This window comes from Bacillus sp. DE0042 (genome assembly GCF_007680225.1).
Lineage (GTDB): Bacteria > Bacillota > Bacilli > Bacillales > Bacillaceae_G > Bacillus_A > Bacillus_A wiedmannii.
In genome coordinates this window covers 1890766-1914978 of sequence record NZ_VEJP01000001.1, presented here as the reverse complement: position 1 = coordinate 1914978, position 24213 = coordinate 1890766, and the positions used below count along the sequence as shown (strand labels likewise).

25 protein-coding genes and 1 riboswitch are annotated in these 24213 nt (G+C 36.2%); of the genes, 16 read left to right on the top strand and 9 right to left on the bottom strand.

The genetic code is table 11. The annotated features are described in order from the left end of the window. The first annotated feature begins 5 nt into the window (after positions 1-5). From FS802_RS09745 to FS802_RS09725, 5 genes are all read left to right on the top strand, one after another. Complete coding sequence (locus tag FS802_RS09745) at positions 6-1370, top strand: PTS transporter subunit EIIC (protein ID WP_000711310.1); 1365 nt, start codon at positions 6-8, stop codon at positions 1368-1370. 48 nt (positions 1371-1418) lie between these two features. Then, positions 1419-2492, top strand: a complete 1074-nt coding sequence (locus FS802_RS09740; protein ID WP_098707906.1) for a DUF871 domain-containing protein — start codon at positions 1419-1421, stop codon at positions 2490-2492. Positions 2493-2644: 152 nt separating this feature from the next. Then, a complete protein-coding gene (locus tag FS802_RS09735) occupies positions 2645-3049 on the top strand; it encodes a DoxX family protein (protein ID WP_001077758.1) in 405 nt (134 codons plus the stop codon). A gap of 155 nt (positions 3050-3204) precedes the next feature. Continuing rightward, entirely contained in the window at positions 3205-3606 is a 402-nt protein-coding gene (locus tag FS802_RS09730) for a nuclear transport factor 2 family protein (protein WP_001126716.1), read from the top strand. An 87-nt stretch (positions 3607-3693) separates the two neighbouring features. Continuing rightward, a complete protein-coding gene (locus FS802_RS09725) occupies positions 3694-4176 on the top strand; it encodes a DUF6241 domain-containing protein (protein WP_098654520.1) in 483 nt (160 codons plus the stop codon). A gap of 32 nt (positions 4177-4208) precedes the next feature. Here the strand turns inward: FS802_RS09725 and FS802_RS09720 are convergent, their stop codons facing one another. Beyond that, a complete protein-coding gene (locus FS802_RS09720; RefSeq protein ID WP_098654521.1) occupies positions 4209-5120 on the bottom strand; it encodes a DMT family transporter in 912 nt (303 codons plus the stop codon). 205 nt (positions 5121-5325) lie between these two features. Between FS802_RS09720 and FS802_RS09715 the strand changes: the two genes are divergently transcribed. Continuing rightward, positions 5326-5820, top strand: coding sequence for an Lrp/AsnC family transcriptional regulator (locus tag FS802_RS09715; RefSeq protein WP_000446101.1), 495 nt, complete (start codon positions 5326-5328; stop codon positions 5818-5820). A gap of 128 nt (positions 5821-5948) precedes the next feature. After that, a complete protein-coding gene (locus FS802_RS09710) occupies positions 5949-6404 on the top strand; it encodes an N-acetyltransferase (RefSeq protein WP_098654522.1) in 456 nt (151 codons plus the stop codon). A gap of 66 nt (positions 6405-6470) precedes the next feature. Here FS802_RS09710 and FS802_RS09705 read toward each other — a convergent pair whose 3' ends face one another. Further along, positions 6471-7241 carry an SDR family NAD(P)-dependent oxidoreductase gene (locus FS802_RS09705; protein WP_000878087.1) on the bottom strand — a complete coding sequence of 257 codons (771 nt, stop codon included), beginning with the start codon at positions 7239-7241 and terminating at the stop codon, positions 6471-6473. A gap of 137 nt (positions 7242-7378) precedes the next feature. On the opposite strand from FS802_RS09705, the gene FS802_RS09700 reads away from it, so the two are divergent. From FS802_RS09700 to FS802_RS09675, 5 genes are all read left to right on the top strand, one after another. Beyond that, positions 7379-7738, top strand: a complete 360-nt coding sequence (locus FS802_RS09700; protein ID WP_098130982.1) for a MerR family transcriptional regulator — start codon at positions 7379-7381, stop codon at positions 7736-7738. 1075 nt (positions 7739-8813) lie between these two features. Continuing rightward, positions 8814-9158: a DMT family transporter gene (locus tag FS802_RS09690; RefSeq protein ID WP_098654523.1), complete on the top strand. Its 345-nt coding sequence runs from the start codon at positions 8814-8816 to the stop codon at positions 9156-9158. A gap of 2 nt (positions 9159-9160) precedes the next feature. Then, positions 9161-9475 carry a DMT family transporter gene (locus FS802_RS09685; RefSeq protein ID WP_000539678.1) on the top strand — a complete coding sequence of 105 codons (315 nt, stop codon included), beginning with the start codon at positions 9161-9163 and terminating at the stop codon, positions 9473-9475. A 151-nt stretch (positions 9476-9626) separates the two neighbouring features. Then, a complete protein-coding gene (locus tag FS802_RS09680) occupies positions 9627-10205 on the top strand; it encodes a TetR/AcrR family transcriptional regulator (protein ID WP_048562455.1) in 579 nt (192 codons plus the stop codon). 210 nt (positions 10206-10415) lie between these two features. After that, entirely contained in the window at positions 10416-11618 is a 1203-nt protein-coding gene (locus FS802_RS09675; protein WP_048545666.1) for an MFS transporter, read from the top strand. A 33-nt stretch (positions 11619-11651) separates the two neighbouring features. Here FS802_RS09675 and FS802_RS09670 read toward each other — a convergent pair whose 3' ends face one another. Then, complete coding sequence (locus FS802_RS09670; RefSeq protein WP_001059468.1) at positions 11652-11990, bottom strand: winged helix-turn-helix transcriptional regulator; 339 nt, start codon at positions 11988-11990, stop codon at positions 11652-11654. A 166-nt stretch (positions 11991-12156) separates the two neighbouring features. Between FS802_RS09670 and FS802_RS09665 the strand changes: the two genes are divergently transcribed. Together FS802_RS09665 and FS802_RS09660 are read left to right on the top strand one after the other, a co-directional pair. Continuing rightward, positions 12157-12696, top strand: a complete 540-nt coding sequence (locus FS802_RS09665; protein WP_098654524.1) for an ester cyclase — start codon at positions 12157-12159, stop codon at positions 12694-12696. Between the two features lie 23 nt (positions 12697-12719). Further along, positions 12720-13268 (top strand): NAD(P)H-dependent oxidoreductase, encoded by a 549-nt coding sequence (locus FS802_RS09660; RefSeq protein WP_098654525.1) that lies wholly within the window; start codon positions 12720-12722, stop codon positions 13266-13268. Positions 13269-13312: 44 nt separating this feature from the next. Here FS802_RS09660 and FS802_RS09655 read toward each other — a convergent pair whose 3' ends face one another. The 6 genes from FS802_RS09655 to gapN form a co-directional block, all read right to left on the bottom strand. After that, positions 13313-13831: a general stress protein gene (locus tag FS802_RS09655; protein WP_098654526.1), complete on the bottom strand. Its 519-nt coding sequence runs from the start codon at positions 13829-13831 to the stop codon at positions 13313-13315. A gap of 128 nt (positions 13832-13959) precedes the next feature. Then, entirely contained in the window at positions 13960-14163 is a 204-nt protein-coding gene (locus FS802_RS09650; RefSeq protein WP_001063864.1) for a hypothetical protein, read from the bottom strand. A 222-nt stretch (positions 14164-14385) separates the two neighbouring features. Continuing rightward, positions 14386-14901 carry a type 1 glutamine amidotransferase domain-containing protein gene (locus tag FS802_RS09645; RefSeq protein WP_098654527.1) on the bottom strand — a complete coding sequence of 172 codons (516 nt, stop codon included), beginning with the start codon at positions 14899-14901 and terminating at the stop codon, positions 14386-14388. A 281-nt stretch (positions 14902-15182) separates the two neighbouring features. Then, positions 15183-16382, bottom strand: coding sequence for an ABC transporter permease (locus FS802_RS09640; protein WP_098654528.1), 1200 nt, complete (start codon positions 16380-16382; stop codon positions 15183-15185). Positions 16383-16442: 60 nt separating this feature from the next. Then, on the bottom strand, positions 16443-17867 hold the full coding sequence (locus FS802_RS09635) for an amino acid permease (protein WP_001186279.1): 1425 nt from the start codon (positions 17865-17867) through the stop codon (positions 16443-16445). A 146-nt stretch (positions 17868-18013) separates the two neighbouring features. Then, positions 18014-18200, bottom strand: a riboswitch (Lysine riboswitch). A gap of 178 nt (positions 18201-18378) precedes the next feature. Further along, on the bottom strand, positions 18379-19818 hold the full coding sequence (gapN, locus tag FS802_RS09630) for an NADP-dependent glyceraldehyde-3-phosphate dehydrogenase (protein ID WP_000213611.1): 1440 nt from the start codon (positions 19816-19818) through the stop codon (positions 18379-18381). Positions 19819-20407: 589 nt separating this feature from the next. Here gapN and FS802_RS09620 point away from each other — a divergent pair. Together FS802_RS09620 and FS802_RS09615 are read left to right on the top strand one after the other, a co-directional pair. After that, positions 20408-22168: an ABC transporter ATP-binding protein gene (locus FS802_RS09620; protein ID WP_000953774.1), complete on the top strand. Its 1761-nt coding sequence runs from the start codon at positions 20408-20410 to the stop codon at positions 22166-22168. Further along, the gene (locus FS802_RS09615) at positions 22165-24165 is read left to right on the top strand and encodes an ABC transporter ATP-binding protein (protein ID WP_098720290.1); all 2001 of its coding nucleotides are present in this window, start codon (positions 22165-22167) and stop codon (positions 24163-24165) included. Before FS802_RS09620 ends, FS802_RS09615 begins: the two co-directional genes overlap by 4 nt. Positions 24166-24213 lie beyond the last annotated feature (48 nt).

Here is a 24213-nt window from a genome sequence, read left to right as displayed (position 1 = left end):
CTATTATGAAGAAAGAAGAGAGAATGGCCAAAGAGATTTCAGAGCAACTTGGGGGAGTAAAAAATATTCGTGGCATTGCTCATTGTATGACGAGACTGCGATTAACGCTTCATGATGAAAGTAAAGTGAATATGGACCTTTTGAAAAAGGTTGAAGGGGTTATGGGCGTTATTGAAGATGAGACGCTTCAAGTTGTTGTTGGCCCAGGGACAGTAAATAAAGTAGCTGCTGAAATGGAAGGTTTAACGGGACTGCGAATTGGTGAGGTGGCAGATCATCATCTTGAAGATCTTGGGCAAGAGATGAAGTCAGAGATTAAGAAGAAAAATAATACACCAGTGAAAAACTTTTTACGAAAAATAGGAAGTATTTTCATTCCGTTAATTCCAGGTCTTGTTGCGTCAGGAATTATAAACGGGGTTGCTAACTTTGCGAAAAACGCAGGTGCTGATCCAAATGCAACGTGGCTACAAATGTTACTACTTATTGGCGGCGGTATCTTTACATTCTTAGGGATTTTAGTCGGCTGGAATACAGCGAAAGAATTTGGCGGGACACCAGTTCTTGGGGCGATTGCTGGTATTTTAATTTTTAACCCGGCGATGGCGAATGTAAAATTATTCGGTGAAGCGCTCGTACCCGGACGGGGTGGATTGTTTGCAGTTATTTTTGCAGCATGGCTTATGGTTGTAGTAGAAAGACAAGTTCGAAAAGCAGTGCCAAATGCAGTTGATATTATCGTGACACCACTCATTACTGTATTAGTAGTAAGTATCGTAACGATGTTAGCCATTCAGCCGGTAGCAGGTTTCTTATCTGAAGGAATTACAAGCGGAATTAACGGCATTTTAAGTATTGGTGGAGCGTTTGCGGGAGCAGTGCTTGCGGGAACATTTTTACCACTCGTTATGGTCGGATTACATCACGGTTTGACACCGATTCATATGGAGTTTATTAATCAAACGCACGTAACGCCTTTATTACCAGTACTAGCAATGGCTGGAGCTGGGCAAGTAGGAGCAGCGATTGCGATTTTTGTAAAAACAAAAAACAAACGACTTCGTAACGTAATTAAAGGTGCATTACCAGTTGGCTTTTTAGGAATTGGCGAACCGTTATTATACGGGGTTACATTACCACTTGGGAAACCGTTTCTTACAGCTTGTTTAGGTGCAGCTGTCGGTGGTGCATTCCAAGCAGTTATGAAAACAGCCGCACTCGGAATTGGCGTATCAGGATTATCATTAATTCCGTTAATTGCTGATAATAAATATTTATTATATTTCCTTGGGTTAGTTGTGGCATATACTTTTGGATTTATCTTTACGTACTTCTTCGGATTTAAAGAAGAAATGGCAGAAAACATATAGAGAAAGGGATTCCTTTCTCTTTTTCTATTCATAGAAAGGGAGATTCATATGATAGGAGTTTCAATTTATCTTTCAAAAGAACGAGTACAGAAGCAAGAAGAGTGGCTAAAAGTGGCGAAGGAAAACGGATTTTTATCTATTTTTACATCACTTCATATACCAGAGGATGATCCTGGTACGTATAAAGAGTTAATTCAAATACTTGGGAAGCAAGCGCTCAAATATGACATGGAATTAATGGTCGATGTTTCTCCAAAATCGTTATACCATTTAGGAATGACGTACGAAAATGTCGAAGAGTTAGTAGACTGGGGCATTACTGGTTTACGAATGGACTACGGCATCACGCCGAAAGAAATCGCACGCGTATCTCATAAGATGAAAGTAGCTTTAAATGCGAGTACGATTACAGATTCATTTTGGAAAGAGTTAATCATAGAAAATATAAAAGTAGCGAATGTAGAAGCTTGGCATAATTTTTATCCGCGTCCAGAAACAGGACTAGCAAAATCATTCTTACAAAAACAAAACGAATACTTACATGAGTGCGGAATAAAAACGATGGCATTTATTCCGGGAGATGGTGAAAAACGTGGTCCGTTATATGAAGGCTTACCAACGTTAGAAAAGCACCGCAATATGCGCCCGCTGGAAGCGTACTTAGAACTTGTACAAGATTGTGGTGTCGATAAGGTGCTAATCGGGGACATAAGCGGAAGTGTAGAAAGTGTACAAGAGATAGCGAGCGCGAGTAGAGGAATTATTCCGCTGCGGTATGAGCCATTGATAAAGAAAAGTGAAGTATTAAAAATGGTAGAACAAGTGCATACAAATAGACTAGATCCAGCTTGTGATGTCATTCGTTCTGCAGAATCACGAGAGGAGAATAAAGTGATTTTACAGCCGATGGATGCCATTGCAAGAAAGAAAGGCAGCATTACAATTGATAATGAATTGTACGGTAGATATGCAGGAGAGATGCAAGTTGTTGTACATGAGTTGCCTAAGGATGAGAAAGTGAATGTTGTTGGAATGGTTGTAGAAGAGGACTTGTCTTTATTGCCGTATGTTGGTGCTGGAAAAATGTTTCAACTTTTTTTGTGCGATAGAGTAAAAGCTTGAATTAGCGCTATTTTGTAGGAAAACATTATCCGTAAAAGGGATAATGTTTTTTGTTTTCTTAAAAAAAGTATTTGACGAATGAAATGAAATACCGTATTGTTTTGACTTGTAAATAAAAGTTCACCATAACAAAACAAAAAGGAGAGTTTAAAATGAACCAATATATTGGGAATTTAATGATTCGTATCGTGTTAGGAGTAACGTTCTTTGCACACGGTTTAGCGAAGTTTCAATCAGGTATCGATAACGTAGCGGGATGGTTTACAAGCATCGGCTTACCAGGTGGTCTTGCATATGGCGTAGCAACAGTTGAATTAGTTGGTGGTATATTATTAATTATCGGTTTAGGCGTAAGATATGTAGGATTGTTATTCGCTCTTATTTTAGCTGGAGCTATCGTAAAGGTAAATGGAGCAGCAGGTTTATTAGGAGATGGAAAGAATCCAGGATATGAATTAGATCTTGCATTATTAGCAATGGGCGCGTATTTATTCGTTGTAAAAGCAGAAGGATATGTAGATCGCTTCGTAAAAGAGAAAGTAATGAAAGCGAAGTAAACTTATTTATAAATTGTTGACTTGAATCATAATTGTAACTATAATGATTACAACTAGTGGATTAAGAATAAAACAATATAAATATTTTTTTACACAAGATGTAACGTTATCTGTTACATCTTGTGTAAAAAATAAATAAAACGGGAGGAAGTAATATGCCTAAATCAAATTTAGAAATTATTCGAAGCACGTATGAAGGGTCAGCTTCTTCAAATGCAAAACATTTAGTAGAAGCCCTCTCTGAAAAAGTAGAATGGACAGAGGCAAAAGGATTCCCTTATGGGGGAACTTATATAGGTGTAGAAGCAATAATGGAAAATGTATTTAGCCGATTAGGATCAGAATGGCATGATTATAAAGCGAGTGTAAATATGTACCATGAAGTAAACGGAAAAGATGTAATTATTGCTGAAGGTGTTTATTCAGGAGTTTATAAAGAAACGGGAAAATCATTTGAAGCAGAGTTTGTTCATGTATGGCAGCTTGAAAATGGAAAAATCGTAAAATTCAAGCAATATGTGGATAGTTATATTGTACGAGAAGCGATGAAGGTTTAAAATGAAATAAGGAAACAAATGGAATCGACTGTGCGCAGGCGATTCCATTTGTTTATGTGATTATTAGGGGAATGGGGAGTACATAATATGAAGAAATGGATAATAGGGGCAATTACAATCATTGTAATTGCGATAGGAGCTGTATTCGGTGTTACTAAACTTCTTAATTATATAGAGGAAGAGGAGAAGAGTCTTAAAACACAAAAAGTGATGGGCCAAAAGGACAAGAAAGTTGCGGAAGAGAAGCCACAATTTAGTGAGGATGAAATTATTTCTACCATGCATAGGATGGTACATCAAAAAGTGAAATCCTCTGAAAAATGGGGATTTATTGAAATGACAACTAAGGAAATTGTTAGCGCCAAGAAGGCTGTAGAAAGTAGTACAAATTTTAAATATAAATCAAAGTTACTTGCGACTTTAGAGCGTTGGGAGAAAGGGGATTTTTCACAAACGGTTGAGGAGCATAACTTTTTGTGGGAAATTCAAGGTGGTGATACTGGAAAGGCAACAGAACGTTTATCGCCAGAAGAAGAAAAGCAGTATGTGAAAGAAATGAAAGGTAAATAAAAACATCGCCACTTTGATGGCGATGTTTTTGATTAAGAATGTTTTCGCATTAAAGCTCTAGTTGGCTGAACAGTAACCGTTTTGAAATGAGAAAATAAATAACATCCCGTCACAACGATTATTGTCCCGAAAATTTGTATCCACGTTAGTTCTTCGCCGAGGAAAAGGAATGCTAAAATAGCTGTAAAAATCGGATTGAAGTTTAGAAAAATACCGGATGTAGTCGCTCCTAATTTTTGCACGCCAATATTCCAAAACACCATACAAAGAACTGTGGAAATAAGCCCAGTATATAAAAGTGATGTTAGGAAAGAAGTATTTATGTTTGTAACAGTGAAGCTCCCTATGTTAAATGGCAGTAATAAAATAACGCCGAAAATACCAGAGTATAATGTTGCCATGAGCGGTGTAGTTGTTTTTGTTGCCCATTTACTACAAACAGAATACATTCCCCAAATACAAACAGCCGCCATCATCCATAAATCTCCGCTATTAAAATGTAGTGAAAATAGAAGTGTAAAATTTCCTTTTAAAAGGACGAGAACCACCCCAAAGAATGAAAGAATCATGGATAGAATTTGAAGTGTATTTACTTTTTCTTTTAGAAATAATACTGAAAATAATGCAATTGAAATCGCATTTAATGTAGAAATAAGCCCTACATTCGTTGCGGATGTTTTTTCTAGTGCTAGAAATTGAAAGATGTTAAAAAGAGCGACCCCTGAAATCCCCATTAGTAGTAACGGAAGTATTGCAGCACGTGGTGGAATGATTTTCTTTTCTTTAAACCAAACCATCGGTAATAAACAAACGATCGCAATCATCCATCTTAAACTTGTAAGTGTCATCGGAGACGCGTGATTAACGAGCGATTTTCCAACGACGAAATTTCCTCCCCATAATAAGCTCGTTAGTAATAGTAAAAAGACATAAAAATAAGGCATACTAAAATCCCCTTTGTTGTAATCAATATGAATTGTAAATAATTTTAGCATTTTTCTTTATTGTGCAATATATTATTTTGTATAATGGTTAAAAGTCAATAAAATATTTTGTTTTAGATGTGGTTTGCAATAAAAGGTTCAGTTCTGAATAAGTTAAGGTGTGTTTTTTCGAATAATCATCGGTAAGAAAAAAGGGGGAATTGTAATGGAGTCATCTGTTATTAAAGTGTTAGATGATTTAGACGTACAAATTTTAGATATATTGCAGAAGGAGTCTCAAGTAAGTAATGCAGAGCTTGCGCGACGCGTTAATTTATCACCAGCTGCGATGCATGCGAGAATAAAAAGATTAGATGGAGAAGGGTTCATTGATAAGCAAGTAGCCATTTTAAATCAAGAAAAGCTTGGTTTTGATTTGTTATGCTTCATTTTTATGAGTACGAATATTCATCAATCGGATAAACTTGACGTGTTGGAAAAAGAATTAGAATCGATGCCGGAAGTGTTAGAATGTCACTGTTTAACAGGAGAGTATGATTATTTATTAAAAGTTGCAAATCGTGATCGTAAAGAGCTGGAACATTTTATTAGAAAGCTGAATAAGCTTGGTATTACAAGGATACAGACGAGTTTAGCACTTCGTGAAATTAAATATTCGACAGTATTACCGATCCGAAATGAGGAACCGAGCATCGATTAGAATGCTTGGTTTTTTGTTTGTATAAAGTGATTGACGGGGAGAAAAGAGAGATGTATTATTATATAAAATTATGTATTAAAATTCATTTTGGGTTATAAATATTAATATTAGGGGCAAGGGGATATAATATGAAAATCTTTAATGCGGTTACGAGTGATGTGAAAGAAATTTATAGTCTCATTGAAGTTTATGCAAAAGAGGGAGTTGTTTTACCGCGTTCTCTTTTATCTCTCTATCAATACTTACAATGCTTATATGTTATGAAAGAAGGAGAAGAAATCGTTGGAGTTGCTGGTTTACATGTGTTAGGGGAGGACCTTGCAGAAGTCCGGTCATTAGTCGTTTCGCATACATATGCAGGGAAAGGAATCGGTCGCATGTTAGTGAACCATGTAATAAATGAGGCAGCGAAAATAAAAGTGAATAGAGTCATTTCTTTAACATATGAAACGGAATTTTTTCAAAAGTGCGGGTTTGATTTTGTGAATAGAGATGCGTTACCAGAGAAAGTATGGATTGATTGTAGGCATTGTCCAAAAGTTGATTATTGTGATGAAGTGGCGATGATTCGGTATGTTGGGTGAAATTTTCAGAGAGAAAAAAGTCCCACTATTATTTACGTAATAGTGGGATTCTATATTATAGGGAAATTAAGAACTTGAATTCGTTTTTCTTACCGCAAAATTAAAAATGGGATTTTTAAGCTCATAGTTATAAGTAGAACCATCGACAAGCCCTACAACTTTATCGCTATCGTAAAGATCGAGCATAAATTGTGCCATTTGTTTTGCGGTGTGGAATTTCGGTACAACATTATCGTATTGGAACTCATCAATATCAAATGAACGTTTTGCAAATTCTGTTTCAGTTGCACCAGGTGCTAAAACCTTTGCTTGCAGTTTTGCACCTTGTTGTTTCAATTCGTGAGATAAACCTTCTGTAAATGCACTTACATAGAATTTCGTAGCGCAATACGTAACAGCATCAGCAACGATTGTGTATCCACCGCCTGATGAAACGTTAATAAGCTGTGTGCCATCAACCATTGAATAATCTCGAACGAAAAGAGAGGAGAGTATTGTTAGTGCTTCTATATTTACATGTAACATCGTTTCTATTTTATTTAAATTTTGTTCAGCAATTGAGGCGAAATTACCAAACCCTGCGTTGTTAATCCACGTTTCAATTTGAAAGGCTTGTAGGTTTTCATACAGCTTATAAACATTTTTCGTGATAGATAAATCCGTTCTTCGAATAACAACATCCAATTCCGGATTCATTTCGTTAATTTTTAATTTTAATCCGTCTAATTCTTCTTGTCTTCGAGCTACAAGTATTAAGTTCTTTCCGCGAGCTGCAAAGGCTAAAGCCGATTCATAGCCAATTCCAGAACTAGCACCAGTAATAACAGTGTATTTCATATAAAATCCCCCTAAGTTCAAATAAATATATTATGGTTAGATTTTATTTGTTAGAGTATACTCTAAGTCAAATGTTTTTTATGAATTTGATAAGGCTATAAAATATATGAGGGTAAGCACGTGGAGGGAGTTAGAGTATGTACACAATTAGCGAGGTGGCTAAATTAATAGGAGTGAGTACACATACACTACGTTATTATGAAAAGGAAAATATATTAATTGCAAATCGCGATACAAATGGGAATCGAATGTATGCAGAGTCGCATATAAAGTGGTTGCAGTTTGTTATGAAATTAAAACAAACGCAAATGCCAATAGCGAAAATAAGAGAATACGCTAGGTTATATTTAGAAGGGGAGCATACAACCGAAGCTCGTTTACAGCTCCTAGAAGATCATAGGAAATCTATTCAGATTCAAAGAGAAAACTTAGTAATTACAGAAAAGATGCTTGAGAATAAAATTATTGCATACAAAGCCTCTTTGGAAAATAAATAGAAAACATATATGTGATAAAAATGGATTTAATCTCACAGTGTGCTGGTAAATAAAAAAGAGCAGTTAGCAAAGGCTAACTGCTCGGTAAATTGGATGTGAAAATTTAGTGTTTATATTTTCATAGTAGATAAATTATGGTTTCTTGAATGTGATTTTTCACTGAAAATCGCATCTTAATACAAGGTACATAAACGAAGAAGAGCCTGATATGGCTCTCAGGCTCTTCCCTCAATAGCAAAGAGTAAGTCTTTTAATTACTCTTCTCCTACATAATACACAAGATGTACTTGGATGTGTAGAACAGGAAATTCCAATATAATTATCCGAATATAGTGTTTAAAAATAAAATCTAGATGATTTAAATAAGGAATTAAATTACAAATGTTGATTTAACGCATAATAGGAACTCATTTATATAAAATGATGGTTAATAAAGTGATATTGCGATAATGAAATATGAAATATTGCATATCGAATTGTAGAACAAAAAAGTGAAATGGTAATTGAATGAAAATGCTATTTTGTAGAAAAGGATGTGCATCTTGAAATCTGAATAAATTAAACAACTCATTACGGATTTAGAACGAAGAAAATCAGATCTAAAATGAATCTGAAATGACTTTTCGGGAATTCATATTGAGGAATATCGTGATAGTATTGCATAAGCAAATATTTATTTTGGATCAAGTGAATATGCGATTGAATTGGATTATGAAAGATGAAAAATAAAAAGAGCAACTAGCACAAGCTAACTGCTCTATTAAAGGGATCTCTCCAAGGGGGAGTGGAGAAAATATTATGTTACTAGCAGTATTGACAGGTTATTAGGAAATATACAAATCGGATGAAAGAAATTTTAAATAATCTTTCGGCATTGACAGTTTTTAAAATATTCATGTACAATACATATGAATGACATTCAGTCATTTTTATGTGGCAGGATGCAGTTAGCTTGGAAATGGAACAAATATAATGGTAAATGAGGATGATAGTTGTTTATATATAGTAGTGATGAAAGAGAATATGTTTTTAAAACAAAAAAATGACTGATAGTCAGTCATAAGAGGTGAGAGGTATGAAAAATAGAGCTTGGTTATATGTCATATTAACATGTATCTTTGAAATTTTTTGGGTGTTTGGTTTTAATACAGCCGATACTTGGTGGCATTGGATTATTATTTTAGGAGTTATCGCTGTTGATTTTCACTTCCTTACTAAAGCGTGTGAACATCTTGCGACAGGCACTGTATATGCCATTTTTGCCGGAGCTGGTACGGTAGGGACTTTCTTAATGGATGTATTCCTTTTCGGCGGAAGTTTCAGTGTAGGAAAGTTATTCTTTATCGTGATGGTTGTAGCTGGCGTTATCGGTTTAAAGTTAGCTGATAATAAAGAAGAAACTGTGGAAGGAGCTGCTTAAAGATGGGTTGGTTTTTCGTATTTTGTGCTGCAATTAGTGAAATAGTCGGTGTGATCGGTCTGAAAATGTATAGTAAAGAAAAGACGTTAGCAAATGGCGCAATTTATATAGGCGGGTTTGCTACATCCTTTGCATTCTTGTATACATCTTTCTTATTTTTACAAGTAAGTGTCGCGTATGCGGTTTGGATTGGTATTGGAACAGCAGGAGCCGTTTTATTAAACATGTTCCTATTTGGTGAGTCGAAAAGTAAAGCACGTATTATTAGTGTGGCTCTTATTGTATGCGGAGTGACAGGATTAAAGGCTCTTTCTTAAAGATATATTGTATTTTATCTCCTAATGGTTTATTAGGAGATTTTTATTATTAAAAAATGATTTCCTCTTAGAATTCACTATCATTGACAGTACAATCGATTATCTTATAAAATGAGTGACAGTCATTCAATATGTGTGTGAAAGGGTTTAGCTGATGAATAAAAAAGAAAAAATTGTCTATGCAGCTATTGAAGTGTTTCAGGAGAAGGGCGTTGAAAAAACGAAGATTTCTGATATCGTGAAATTAGCTGGCATTGCACAAGGAACTTTCTATTTATATTTTCCTTCTAAGTTATCTGTTATGCCTGCAATAGCAGAAGTGATGGTTGAAAAGATGATACTTGCAGTGAAAGAAAAAGTGCAAAATGATGCGCCTTTCTCAAGTAAAGTGACGCAAGTAATCGATGCGGTGTTTCACTTTATAGCGGAATATCGTGAAATACAAGCTTTAATGTATGCGGGTCTTGCATCTACAGAACATATAAAAGAATGGGAAGCTGTGTATGAGCCTCTTTATATGTGGCTAAGCGAATTTTTAAGTGAGGCGAAAGAAGCTGGTGAAATTCGTGATTCGGTTCACGCAGAGCGAACAGCGAAGTTATTTATCGCCCTTGTTGAATCAGCAGCAGAACAAGTTTATTTATATGATCATAAAGATGAAGAGCAAGTCGAGCTACAAAAGGCAGAAGTACTAGATTTTTTAACACATGCACTACATATAAAGAAGTAGTAAGATGAACCTGTCTGAAAAGGTAGGTTCATTTTTGAGGGAAAATGAATGATAGTCATTCACCTGATACGTATGTATGCGTGGGAGGATAGAGTGAAATTCTAATGGGTGGAGGCATTTCTACTCATGATTAGCCCACAAATAGCAGGATAAAGAAAAAGCTTCTTAGGCATTTTTTTGAGAGGAACTTACGGGAAGAGGTGTTAAAAAGTGAAGAAACCGATAAAAGAACAAAAGATGGTATTGGTCATTCTTTTGAGTAATATATTTATCGCTTTTTTAGGGATTGGATTAATCATTCCGGTTATGCCGTCCTTTATGAATGACATGAGTTTAACAGGGAAGACGATGGGATATCTCGTTGCAGTGTTTGCAATGGCGCAGCTTATTACGTCACCTATTACAGGCCGGTGGGTCGATCTTTACGGTAGGAAGAAAATGATCATCATTGGATTATTTATTTTTGGTGTTTCAGAACTTCTTTTTGGATTAGGAAAAGATGTGTGGATGCTTTATGCAGCACGGGTGTTAGGCGGAATTAGTGCCGCGTTTATTATGCCTGGTGTTACGGCATATGTTGCGGATATTACATCTATGCAGGAACGTCCAAAGGCAATGGGATATTTATCCGCGGCAATTAGTACTGGATTTATTATAGGGCCTGGAATTGGCGGATTTATTGCAGAGTATGGTATACGTGTACCGTTTTTCGTTGCAGCAGCAATTGCCTTTATAGCATGTGTAATTTCTATCTTTATTTTGAAAGAGCCGTTAACGAAGGAAGAGCTTGCAGAGATTTCTGCTAATACGAAAGAATCCAGTTTTATTGGTGATTTAAAGAAATCATTACATCCAATGTATGCAATTGCATTTATTATCGTATTTGTACTCGCATTCGGATTATCGGCGTATGAAACTGTGTTTAGTCTGTTTTCTGATCATAAGTTTGGTTTTACACCGAAAGATATCGCGGCAATCATTACAATTAGTTCAATCTTTGGGGTAGTTGTGCAAGTATTTATGTTTGGCAAATTGGTCGACATGTTCGGTGAAAAAGTGTTAATTCAAATATGTTTAATTGTAGGTGCAGTATTAGCCTTCGTTTCAACTGTAGTCTTTAATTATTGGATTGTACTTCTCGTTACTTGCTTCATTTTCTTAGCATTTGATTTACTTCGTCCAGCTTTAACGACATTTTTATCAAAAGCAGCTGGAAAAGAGCAAGGATTCGTTGCTGGTATGAACTCGACTTATACGAGTTTAGGAAATATCGCAGGACCAGCGATGGGCGGAATATTATTTGATATGAATATTCATTATCCATATGCATTTTCAGGAGTTGTTTTAATAGTTGGTCTCGGCATTACATTTATGTGGAGAGAGAAACAGCTAGCTGAAAGTTTTGCGAAGTAATAAAACCCCTTACGACGGTAAGGGGTTTTTGTTTTATAAGCTTAGTCCAAACCGTTTTAATTCAATGAAAATCCCCTCTAATTGCTTTCCTTTATCCGTTAATGTGTACTCTACACGAGGCGGAACTTCTGGATATACTTTTCTCGTTATAATGCCTTGAGATTCTAATTCTTTTAGTCGAAGCGATAATGTTTTCGGACTAATCCCGTCCATTGATTTTTGTAAATCACTAAAGCGTAATGTTCCTTCGATAAGAAGGTCACGAATGATTAAAAACGTCCATTTTGTACGAATTACATCAAGGGTTTTAGCGATAGGACAAGGTATGCCAGGTAAACCTTTCGTTAATTCAACTGGATCTATATTGTTCATGGAACTAGCCTCCATAAAATTTTTTTGAATGAATTTGCTTTATAGTATCACAAAAATATACTTTTGGTAACTATATGAAAAAAATATCACTACTTCCATAAAGAAAGTTAGTGCATATACAATAGCAATACGAAATAAAAAGGGTTTAGATGAGGAGGTGATTTTCATGGGGATAAAAAAGTTGTTTGGATTTCTTAGTTTGTTTGTTGTTTGTATTGTACTTGTAGCATGCGGCGTGGAACAAAAAACTGAAATTCAGTTATTAAAAGAAATGCCACAGCCAAAAGCAATGACAATTGATCCCTCACTAAGTAAAAAAGAAGCGACAGAGATGGTTCATGCAGCGCAGCGTTTTTATGCATTTTGGGATACAGGTAAGGAGGAACTTATTCCGCAGACTATTACTAAAGATTTTTTCGATAATACATTGCCGAAAGGGCGACCACAAGGAACGGAAGGATTAAAGTTTGCGGCACAAAATTTTCGTAAAGTCGTTCCTAATATACATTGCGAGATTGAAGATTTATTAGTCGTCGGTGATAAAGTAACAGCTCGTCTTTCTTTTACAGGAACGCATAATGATAAGAAAATCAATTTTTTCGCCATTGATATGTTACATGTGAAAGACGGAAAGATCACGGAAGACTGGCATTTAGAAGATAATCTTACGCTGAAACAGCAACTTGGGTTAATAGCTGAAGAGTAAATTATATAGGGGAGAGAAAAGCAATGAAAAATATATTTATTATAAATGGACATGAAAAATACGGTACGAAAGAAGGACGTTTAAATAGAACGTTAGTTGATTATATGGTAACGGTATTAAGTGAGAAACATCATGTGAAAACAACAACGATTCAAGATGGCTACAGTATTAAGGAAGAACAAGAGAAGTTTTTATGGGCCGATGTTGTGATTTATCAAACACCGATTTATTGGTTTAGTGTACCGGGCTTATTTAAAACGTATATGGATGAAGTATATGAATACGGTTTGTTCTTTAAAGGTGCTGATGAATATGGAACAGGCGGTTTATTAAAAGAGAAAGCGTATATGTTTTCTACAACTTGGAATGCACCTGAGAAAGCATTTGGAGATAAGACGAAGTTCTTTGAGGGAGAAAGTTTAGAGTCAGCGCTTAGCCATTTACATCGCGTGCAAAAGTTTCTCGGTATGAGTCCGTTAAAGAGTTTTGCTTGTTATGATGTGGTGAAGAATCCGAATATTGAGCAATATTTATTGAACTTGAAAGATCACTTAGATGGAGTAATTAAATAATAGTTTGTAAAGAAGGTACTACTAAGGACGTAGTACCTTCTCTTTCATGAAATACGTTGAAAATCTTTACTTATACAGGACTGTTTTAGTTTTTTTGATTTAATTAAATGTTTAATATCAGAGATGTTATCGTATGAAAGCTGAGTGTGATAATAGTTAATGTACTCAAGTAATGCAAAAATATAAATAAATAGAGTGAATGATAGTCCGCCTAAAGGTAAGTGGGGATACCAAATTACAAAATCAATAGTAAACGTAACAAATCCCGTGATAATTAATGCTATATTTATCTTTTGAAGTATTTTTAAATATTGAACCACCCTAATAGGGGTAACAGATGTTTTCTCTTTTTTTAGTCGTTTCCACTTTACGTACCAGTAAATTACTCCTTGTAATAAGATAAACTCTAAAAGAAGAAATGATCCCCAAAAAGAATATAGGGAATATAAATGTAACGTAGGATAAGCATAATTAAGTAAGTAACTTGTGAAAATAAAAGTAATGACTGAAAATAACTCACCTGTGTATAGATAGGAAAGTCTTTTTTCTAGGGTGCGTTTCATGGTTCTTCTCCTTTTGTAATGACTCACATTTTAAGACGTGGATGGCTGTATCCATAACTTTGCAAAATTTGCCCAGCCGTATGAATCAATTGTTACGTTTTTTAAAGAAGAAGGATATGTTTTTCTTTTTAAAACGGATCAACTTCAGCTAAGTTTGGAGTGGTACTAGGTTGTAGTAAAAGATTTTTTAACGTTCCTACTTCAGAAAGAGCTACTAATATGTAGCCACTAATCAGTACAATAAGCCCAATGACGCGTAACGTTTGTAAGCTCACTTCATTATTATTCGTTTCCGTTGGATTTGGGGGCGTTGAAGGTGGATTGTTATTCATAAATAAGGCTCCCATCTTTTGTATTTATATATGTGTAAAATCATGATTTAACTTATGGATAGGAATTATATAGTCATTTTCACTATATGAGAATTGCCTATGAAAAGTGATTAGAAATTTTGGGACGCAAAAAAGAGGCTGTTCCAAAAAATTAAAGATGGAGAAGTGTTACAAAAGGTTAACCAAAGTAGCTAAACAGCTATTTTGGTTAACCTCTAATAACTATCTTAATATACGCAATGATTCTTCAATAAACGCTGGGATATCCTCTGGTTGTCTACTTGTTACTAGCTGATTTTGGCATACGACAACCTCTTTGTCATGAAAATGTCCACCAGCATTTTTTAAGTCGACCTCAATAGATTTATATCCAGTCACATCGCGTCCTTCAAGTGTTTGTGCAGTGATGAGTAATTGGGGGCCGTGACAAATAGCAAAAACAGGTTTTTTCGCATCCATAAATGCTTTGCTAAAGCGAACAAAACGTTCATCTGCACGAAGTATATCTGGGGAAAATCCGCCTGGTATGAAGAGGGCATCAAAGTTATCTGGAGAAACATCATCAATACTTTTATCAATTACGACTTCACTTTTTCCTTGTTTACCGTGTACCGTTTTACCTTTTTCCATTTCAATAGTTGTTAATTCATATCCCTTTTGATTAAAAGCTTCTACTGGCTCTGTGTATTCTGTGTCCTCGAAATAATCCGTTATTAAAATAGCAATTTTTTTACTCATTCTAATCCGCTCCTTACATTATATTATCGGTTCCAGAATCATCCTCGAGCAATGTCTTTTATAAAGCGAAACTTTAATTCATATTTTTTCATTCCCTCCAGTTCCTTTGCCCTGTTACTTTAATACATACCCTTTTTCTTAGGGCGTAAACATGTATTATCGTTTTTGTATGTAAAAATCATAAAATGTCGGTTGTTTCAGTGATTCTTGTTTGAGGAAGAAAAATAAAAAAGCCAAGGAGATAATTTATCTTCTCCTTGGCTTTAAGATAATTCTTTTCGTTAAAACGCAGAAACGCGTTGCTTCGTTTTTGGTACAATAATAAATTTGATCCAGAGTACCCCGATAATCATAATGATAAGGCTATGTAAAAATTGCCCTGTAGCAATGAGTATAACAATTGAAAATACAATGAGTTGAATGCTTAGTAATATAAAGATTAAGCGAAGGAATTCATTCATTCGTTTTTCAGTATCAATAGGATATAATGCTACGATAATATTTCCCGAAAAATATTTCCACAGGGAACGGAGCTGCATAGAAATCATATATAGGACGATATATGCGATAGCGCCTTTTACGTATATGTTTGGTATAAAATATAAGGCGAAGGCACCGATTAAGCCTAAGCGAATATATATACCGAAATAATCATTCCCGCGTAAAAATGCTAGTGTATGTAAATAGAAGAAAGTTGCTCGTTTTTTATGTAATAAAGGTTCAATCCAATTTGTAAGCCATTTTCTTTTATTTACTTGCTTATTCAGTTGCGGAACATCGGTGAAAATGCTAGCAAATTGATAAAAACGGACGTTCATTTTTTCTTCTTGCTCGATTATGTAATCCCACGGTATTCGTTTTGTAGGCTGTTTTTTCGTATATAGAAGTAGGAAAGCAAGTAGTAAGAGCAATCCGCCTAATATGAGAACATGTGCCGAGTAAAATAGCATGTAAATGATTAAGGCGTTACAAGCAATACGAATAATGAACCATATATTTTTTTCATGACTATCACGCCACATCCAATGTGTATACATGTTCCAAGCTTTTATAATCATTAAAACGATAAAGATTGTACATAAGAAAGGTACAGTTAATTGTAATGATTGCAGTGCAAGTGGAACGAGAATAAGGAACGTAAATAATAATGGGAAAAGCTGAATGATGTAATTATATAGAAGAGATTTTTTAAAATAAGATGTTAGTTTCTCTTCTAATGCAAGCAAATAGACAGCATCAGGTTTTTGAATAAATGTACGGATAGGACATCTCGTTATAATCGCTGTTAGGACGATTGTAATAAGTAATAAAGATAGTCCTTTAGAAGGAGCTGTCTTAAGAAACTTTGCATAATAGTAAGCACCTATACAGGCAACGAAGATAAAGCTATATAGTAAACCGTTAATCATACGTGCAAAGTATGTAATGATATTTTGAATATGTTGTTGGAAGCGGCTGCTCCATAGTGATTCAATTGACATGTTTTTCACCTCTTTGTTCTATTATATATGTTTTACAAAAGAAAAAACGAGCAAATTGCGTTACGCAACTTGCTCGTTTTTCTTTTCGTTATTTTTTTTCTGATCACGATTCATTAATGGATAGAAGGCAAAGCCGATTACGAATAAACCAATTCCGAGAAGGAACGTTTTTATATCGGCTGCGCCGGTTTTAATAACCCATAGTGCATAGCAAAGTGCGATCACTGCGACTATGCCATCTGTAATTCTTGCCCGCATTTCATTTTTATATGTTTCACCAGTTGCGACTAGTTTTAACTGGAAGATTGGTGAAACGAGATATGGAATGAGGTAGGCTAGTGTTGATACGGTAATAACGAATGTATAAGCTTCCGCAATTGTTCCGGATAGCGTTGAGAATAAGAACACTTGCGACATAATGTTTGTTAGTCGTAATGAGTAAATTGGACTTCCTTTTTTATTTGTTTTCGTGAAGAAGGAAGGGAAGAAACCTTCTTTTGCTGCTTGATACGGTACTTCTGAGCTTAATAAAATCCAGCCTAATATAGAACCGAATAGGGAAGTAAGAGCAAGTAATGCCATCAGTTTCCCGCCGCCATGACCCATTGCAGCGTTTAATGCGTCTGCTAATGGACGTTCAGAAGCTTGTAATTTATCAACGTGAAGTACACCCATTGTTAAAATTGTAATTCCTAAGTAAATCGCAACTGTAATAAGTAGTCCAGCTACTGTTGCGCGTTTTACCGTTTTAGGAGAGGTAGCACGATTTGATAAAAGTACTGCCGATTCAATTCCGATAAATGCCCAAAGCGTTGTAAGAGCAGCTAAATTTACTTGTGAAAGAAGGCCGTGTGATACACCTGATTTATCGATCATCGGTGTGTACCATTGTCCAAACTTAGAAGCTTCGAATGCAAATAACGTAACGACGATGAATAAAAGGAATCCAGTTACTTTCGTTGTTGTTGCTAAGAAGTTTAGCTTTCCAGCTCCACTTACACCGTTTGTTAATATAATATGAGTTCCCCAAAGTAAGATGGAACAAATCGTAAATGTAATTAGTTTTCCGACTTCTATGTTAAAAGAACCGATTGAAAATAGTAGTCGTGTATCTTTCATAATTGGGAAAAAGAGTGATAAATATCCCGCGAAAGATGTAATGATGGCAACGTTACTTGCCCAGTTTGCAACCCAATATCCCCATACCATACTGAAACCAGCCATTTTTTTCTTTTTTGGTGATGAGAATAAAGCATATGCATGACTTTGTGGTCCTGTCGTTAAATCAGGACGACGAATTGCTAAATTACCGAAAACAAGAGCTAGCATTAAAACACCAAACCCTGTTGTTAACCAAGCTAAAGTGACACCGAGAGGGCTTGCTGTTTGTGCCAACGTACTTGGCACCATGAAAATACCAGCGCCAACCATGTTACCGACAACGAAAGCTGTTAGTACCCAAAAGCCCCATTTTTTTTGTTGCATAGAAAATACCTCCAAAGTTAGTATAACCAAGTCAAGCGAGGAGATATGTATGTCTTCTTAGTAGAGAAGAAAAGTCCCAAACAAAACAAAAAAAGCACGTAATTTGCCGCTACATGCTTTCTATCTTATAAGAAACCCACGACATACCTCTCGATAGCTCTCCACAAACGAAACGTTTCGTTTGTGACAGTTCTGCACTTATTAAATGCAGACCCAGCAAGTGTGCATGGTGGACACGACTTACTTCGGCAATCATTCCTTTCTCATTCCTTCATCAATGCCACTACATCTCCTGAAACGATACTCTTAATGATTGCAACCTCTACCTCACCGAGATACGAATGAGGATTTAAATATTAAATTAACGTAGTTAAGAGTAACAAATGTATTTTTATACGTCAATGGATATAGTAATAATCAGATTATAGAGAAGAGTTTGTTATTAGGAATGAATAATTATTTGATATAAAAAGAAGCTAATCTAAAACTAGATCAGCTTCTACATATAAGATTAAACGAAGTTTAATACAGTTACTTTTTCACGTGTCATAGACTCAAGGCTCTTACGAATACCTTGTGCGCCCATACCTGAACCTTTTACACCGATGAATGGGAAGTGGTCAGGGCCGCGCTCTGTGCGTCCGTTAATTTGAACAGAACCAGTTTCGATTTTGTTAGCAATTGCAAATGCTTTGTTAATGTCTTTTGTGAAGACACTTGCTTGCAAGCCGAACTCTGATTTGTTAGCAATCTCAATTGCTTGCTCATCTGAAGAAACACGGATGATTGGAAGGATTGGGCCAAATGGCTCTTCCCAAGCAACTTTCATTTCTTCTGTTACGTGGTCGATTAATGTTGGGTAAATTAAGTTACGCTCACGTTTGTTACCGATAACGATTGTTGCACCTTTTTCAACAGCGTCGTCAACTAAACCTTGAACGAAGTCAGCAGACTTGTCGTCGATTAATGGAACGATTGTGCTGTCTTGTTCTGGAGATCCAACTGATAGCTCAGCTACTTGCGCTTTTAATAAGCTAACAAGCTCGTCCGCTACGTTTTCGTGTACAAGTACACGTTTAATAGCAGTACAACGTTGACCAGAGTAAGAGAATGCACCGCTTACGATATGGTTTGCAGCATCTTGTAAGTCAGCATCTTCACGAACGATACCAGGGTCTTTACCACCAAGTTCTAATACAAGTGGAATCATTGCAGCTTTTTTCGCTAAATGTTTACCTGTGTTTGTACCACCTGTGAACGATACCATATTGATGCCTTCGTGTTCTACTAAGTAGTCACCAATTACAGAACCGCGTCCTGTAGCTACGTTTACAAGACCTTTTGGAAGGCCAGCTTTGTGAAGTGCTTCAACCATTTTAATACCACTAATTGCACCTTGAGTTGCTGGTTTGAAAATAACAGCGTTACCCATAATTAATGCTGGTGCAAGTTTTGCAGCAGATAAGTTTACTGGGTAGTTAAATGGTGCGATTGCTAATACAACACCAAGTGGTGCGCGTTGGATGATCGCAAGTTTAGATTTCGTTCCGCCAGGGAAGCTATCGCCCATCATGCTTTCTCCGTGCATATGAAGAGCTTCTTCGATTGTGTAACGAATGAAATCAGCTGTACGAACAACTTCTTTCTTCGCATCTTTATAACCTTTACCGACTTCTTTCATAATGATATCGGCAATTTCATCTTGCATATTTACGAGCTCATCAGCCCATTTATATAAATATTTTGCGCGATCTTGTAGAGAAGCTTCCGCCCATGATTTTTGAGCTTCTTTTGCAGATGCAATTGCTTCATCTACTTCTCCGCGAGTAATTGCTTGTACTTGTCCAATTACTTCGTGTAAGTATGGAGATGGAATTTCGATTGTTGCTCCTGAAGAGCTTTCTCTCCATTCTCCGTCTAAATAAAATTTGTACGTATTGCTAGTTGTCATGATTAGTCCTCCTAAAATAGCAACTTGTAAGAGTGAGTATAAGGTGATTGTAGGGTGTTTGATAGCATTTTTCAAATGAAATGTTTGTGAAAACGATTTCTTATTCTTTTTTTATTTTGTATGCCCTTTCTTACAGAAGATTCCCTTATTTCAAAATGATGTAGCGTATATTTTTATTCGATTTGTAAAAAAATAATTGACAGAATACTCAATAAAGTTGTAAGATTATAAATGGAAAATAAATGAAGGGGGTGTGCGTAATGATTGTAATCGTAAATGTAATGGGCTTAGCTCTGTTAAATGGCAGAAAACATTCATATCATTACGCAACCCGTGCGGATATATAAGGCATCTTTGTCTTATAAAAAGCGTACGTTGCGTATATCGTAACGTACGCTTTTATGCATTTTTGTGCATATCGTCAAGCGGCGGTATGCTTTTTTTTGTTTATTTTCCACGTTACTATATAAAAATTTGGAAGGTGGAAAAATGTGATGAGACTGTATGGATTACGAAATGTAAATGTGATGGGTCTGGATAGTGGGTAAAGAAATGGGAGTGAAACGAGAACGAGAAGGGAGAGGTTACATTGTTATCAGTATTACTAAAGCTAAAATGGTTTTTTAAAGAGCATTGGAAGAGATATAGTATCGCCATTGGAGCTCTTTTAATTGTGAATATAGTTGAAGTCATTCCCCCGAAAGTGTTAGGGGTTACGATTGATAATATAAAAACAGGAACGTTAACGAATGCGGCAATTATGCAATTTATTCTTATTTTAATAGGGGTTACGGTAATTGGATATGGTCTTACTTTCGTTTGGCAACATCAGCTGTTTGGGGGAGCATTCGTACTGGAGAAGACGATGCGCTCTAAGTTTATGGGGCATTTACTTAAGATGACACCGACGTTTTATCATAAAAATCGTACTGGTGATTTAATGGCGAGAGCGACAAATGATTTAAAAGCAATTGCTATGACAGCTGGTTTCGGTATATTAACGCTCGTGGATTCGAGTTTATATATGCTTACAATTGTCTTTATGATGGGATTTACAATCAGTTGGGAGCTTACATTTGCGGCGCTTATACCGCTTCCGATTATGGCGTATGCGATGAACATATATGGAAAGAAATTGCATGAGAGATTTACAGTTGCGCAAGATGCGTTCGGAGATATGAATGATAAAGTACTCGAATCGATCGCCGGCGTGCGCGTTATTCGTGCATACGTACAAGAGAATGCAGATGAGGGAAGGTTTCATCATTTAGGAGATGACGTCTACGAAAAAAATATGAAGGTAGCGAGAATTGATGCATTATTCCAACCAACTGTTAAAATGCTTGTTGGCCTTAGTTATTTAATCGGTTTAGTGTATGGTGCGTATCTTGTATTTCAATCAAAGGTGACACTTGGTGAACTTGTTTCATTTAACGTGTATTTAGGGATGATGATTTGGCCGATGTTTGCAATTGGCGAATTAATTAATGTTATGCAAAGAGGAAACGCTTCGTTAGACCGTGTGAATGAAACATTAGCGTACGAACCGGATGTAAAGGATCCGAAAAACCCAAAGCTTGTACAAGAGCCGGATTATATTCAGTTTGATGACGTTACCTTTTCATATCCTTCATCAAATGAAACAAATTTAAAGAAGGTTTCATTTACATTAAAACAAGGGGAGACGCTTGGAGTTGTTGGAAAAACAGGAAGCGGAAAAACGACGCTTGTACGTCAGCTTCTTCGTCAATATCCGCTTGGTGATGGGGATATTGCGGTCTCTGATGTGACGTTAGATAAAATAACGAATGAAAATGTACTCGGGTGGATTGGGTATGTACCTCAGGAACATATTTTGTTCTCAAAGACAGCGAGGGAAAATATTTTATTTGGGAACCGAGAAGCGACGGAAGAAGAACTCGAGAAAGCAATTGAAATTGCGGCGTTTACAAAGGATTTAGAGTTTTTACCAGAAGGGTTAGAAACGCTCGTCGGAGAGAAAGGTGTTTCTTTATCAGGAGGGCAAAAACAAAGGATTTCGATTGCGCGAGCTGTTATTCAAAATCCAGAAATTTTAATTTTGGACGATTCGTTATCAGCTGTTGATGCTCGTACGGAAGCAGCGATCATCGAGAATATAAGAACAGAAAGAAGCGGAAAGACGACGATTATTACGACGCACCGTTTATCTGCCGTACAACATGCGGATTGGATTCTCGTTATGGATGAAGGCGAAGTAATGGAAGAAGGTACGCATGAACAGCTTATTCAAAGCGGAGGCTGGTATGCGGAGCAGTTTGAAAGACAACAAGGGGAAAGTGAAAGTGCGGATAGTGGGGTGAAAATATGAGCGTATCAAAACGATTGTTCCAATATGCGATGAAAGTAAAAGGGACGATTTTTGCAGCGATGCTAATGTTATTTATTTTCGTCATCGCAGAGCTTGCTGGTCCTTTCGTCGCGAAAACGATGATTGACGATCATATCGTCGGGATAGAGAAACCTTGGTATGAAACAGAACAGAGTGAAGAGGCTGTTTCGTATAATGGTGCCTTTTATAAGCGAAGTGATCGCTTCCAGGAAGGTGAGAAAAAAGGAAAAGAAGTACGCGTGATGCAAGTCGGTTTTCAATATTACTTTGTACCGAATAAAGTGAATGCTGAAGGTTCACGTACTGTAAAAGATGATATGATTACCGTCCAAAATGGTAAGGCAGTGCAAGTGTATAAAGCGAAAGCATTAACGAAAGAAGAAGTGTTTGCGTTTTATAAACCAGAAATACCCCCCCTATTATTACTTGGTGGTGGTTATTTCGCTTTATTAGTGGTTGTCTCATTATTTGCATACGGAAAGCAATTTTTCTTACAGAAAGCAGCGAACAAAATTATTCAAATTATGAGGGAAGATGTCTTTTCTCATATTCAAACGTTGCCGATTCGTTATTTCGATCATTTACCAGCAGGGAAAATTGTATCGCGTGTTACGAATGATACGGAAGCCATTCGTGATTTATACGTAACGGTACTGGCGACATTCGTTTCTAGTATCATTTATATTATCGGGATATTCGCTGCGCTATTTTTACTCGATGTAAAATTGGCGACATTATGTTTACTTATCATCCCGATTTTAATCGTTTGGGCAATTCTTTATAGAAAGTATGCGTCTGTATACAATCATAAAATGCGTTCACGTTTATCTGATATTAATGGGACAGTGAATGAATCTATTCAAGGTATGCCAATTATTCAAGCGTTTCGTCAAGAGCGTGAAACGAAGAAAGAGTTTGAAGAATTAAATGGTGATTATTTTAAATATCAAAATAAAATTTTGAATTTAAATGCAGCAACTTCTCATAACTTAGTGTCTGTATTAAGAAATATTGCTTTCACAGGTGTGATTTGGTATTTCGGTGGTGCTTCATTAAGTGCTTCAGGCGTCATTTCTCTAGGGATACTGTATGCGTTCGTTGATTATTTAACACGATTGTTCTCACCAATTACAAATATGGTAAATCAGCTTGCTAACTTGGAACAATCGCGTGTTGCATCAGAACGTGTTTTTGAATTGTTAGAGGAAAAAGGGGAAGCAGTAGAAGAGGAACGTATGCCTCGCTTACAAGGAAATGTAAAGTTTGATAATGTGTCGTTTTCTTATAATGGAAAAGATGAAGTACTAAAAAATATTTCTTTTGAAGCGAAACAAGGCGAGACAGTGGCACTTGTCGGTCATACTGGATCAGGAAAAAGTTCCATTATGAATGTACTCTTCCAGTTTTATGAGTTTGAAAAAGGGAAGCTTACGATTGATGGTCACGATGTAAAAGCGATGCCGAAACAAGCAACGCGTGAACATATGGGAATCGTACTGCAAGATCCGTTTTTATTTAGCGGGACGGTCGCTTCTAATGTAAGCTTAGAGAACGAAAAAATTTCAAAAGAGCGCATCGTAAAAGCATTGCGTGATGTTGGTGCGGAACGGTTTGCGAACAATATAAATGAAGAAATTACAGAAAAGGGAAGCACACTTTCCACTGGAGAACGTCAGCTTATTTCGTTTGCTAGGGCACTCGCTTTTGACCCAGCCATTTTAATTTTAGATGAAGCAACGTCTAGTATTGATACAGAAACAGAGGCGATGATTCAACAAGCGTTAGAAGTTGTGAAAAAAGGAAGAACGACATTTATTATCGCTCACCGTCTTTCCACAATTAAAAGTGCAGATCAAATTATTGTGCTTGATAGAGGAACGATTTTAGAAAAAGGCTCTCATGATGAACTAATGAAAAAGCGCGGGCGTTATTACGATATGTACAAAACGCAAATGGAAGGAAACCAGAGCGCTTAATATGTATGGAGGAGAACTTGCGATTTTTGCAAGTTCTTTTTTAGTGAA

Coding starts and splice junctions, on each gene's coding strand:
- FS802_RS09710 (WP_098654522.1), top strand. CDS start 5,949: ATGAAAATCTTTAATGCGGTTACGAGTGATGTGAAAGAAATTTATAGT.
- FS802_RS09645 (WP_098654527.1), bottom strand. CDS start 14,901: ATGAGTAAAAAAATTGCTATTTTAATAACGGATTATTTCGAGGACACA.
- FS802_RS09615 (WP_098720290.1), top strand. CDS start 22,165: ATGAGCGTATCAAAACGATTGTTCCAATATGCGATGAAAGTAAAAGGG.
- FS802_RS09655 (WP_098654526.1), bottom strand. CDS start 13,831: ATGAAACGCACCCTAGAAAAAAGACTTTCCTATCTATACACAGGTGAG.
- FS802_RS09635 (WP_001186279.1), bottom strand. CDS start 17,867: ATGCAACAAAAAAAATGGGGCTTTTGGGTACTAACAGCTTTCGTTGTC.
- gapN (WP_000213611.1), bottom strand. CDS start 19,818: ATGACAACTAGCAATACGTACAAATTTTATTTAGACGGAGAATGGAGA.
- FS802_RS09715 (WP_000446101.1), top strand. CDS start 5,326: ATGGAGTCATCTGTTATTAAAGTGTTAGATGATTTAGACGTACAAATT.
- FS802_RS09665 (WP_098654524.1), top strand. CDS start 12,157: ATGGGGATAAAAAAGTTGTTTGGATTTCTTAGTTTGTTTGTTGTTTGT.
- FS802_RS09650 (WP_001063864.1), bottom strand. CDS start 14,163: ATGAATAACAATCCACCTTCAACGCCCCCAAATCCAACGGAAACGAAT.
- FS802_RS09720 (WP_098654521.1), bottom strand. CDS start 5,120: ATGCCTTATTTTTATGTCTTTTTACTATTACTAACGAGCTTATTATGG.
- FS802_RS09740 (WP_098707906.1), top strand. CDS start 1,419: ATGATAGGAGTTTCAATTTATCTTTCAAAAGAACGAGTACAGAAGCAA.
- FS802_RS09700 (WP_098130982.1), top strand. CDS start 7,379: ATGTACACAATTAGCGAGGTGGCTAAATTAATAGGAGTGAGTACACAT.
- FS802_RS09670 (WP_001059468.1), bottom strand. CDS start 11,990: ATGAACAATATAGATCCAGTTGAATTAACGAAAGGTTTACCTGGCATA.
- FS802_RS09660 (WP_098654525.1), top strand. CDS start 12,720: ATGAAAAATATATTTATTATAAATGGACATGAAAAATACGGTACGAAA.
- FS802_RS09730 (WP_001126716.1), top strand. CDS start 3,205: ATGCCTAAATCAAATTTAGAAATTATTCGAAGCACGTATGAAGGGTCA.
- FS802_RS09690 (WP_098654523.1), top strand. CDS start 8,814: ATGAAAAATAGAGCTTGGTTATATGTCATATTAACATGTATCTTTGAA.
- FS802_RS09745 (WP_000711310.1), top strand. CDS start 6: ATGAAGAAAGAAGAGAGAATGGCCAAAGAGATTTCAGAGCAACTTGGG.
- FS802_RS09735 (WP_001077758.1), top strand. CDS start 2,645: ATGAACCAATATATTGGGAATTTAATGATTCGTATCGTGTTAGGAGTA.
- FS802_RS09640 (WP_098654528.1), bottom strand. CDS start 16,382: ATGTCAATTGAATCACTATGGAGCAGCCGCTTCCAACAACATATTCAA.
- FS802_RS09705 (WP_000878087.1), bottom strand. CDS start 7,241: ATGAAATACACTGTTATTACTGGTGCTAGTTCTGGAATTGGCTATGAA.
- FS802_RS09685 (WP_000539678.1), top strand. CDS start 9,161: ATGGGTTGGTTTTTCGTATTTTGTGCTGCAATTAGTGAAATAGTCGGT.
- FS802_RS09725 (WP_098654520.1), top strand. CDS start 3,694: ATGAAGAAATGGATAATAGGGGCAATTACAATCATTGTAATTGCGATA.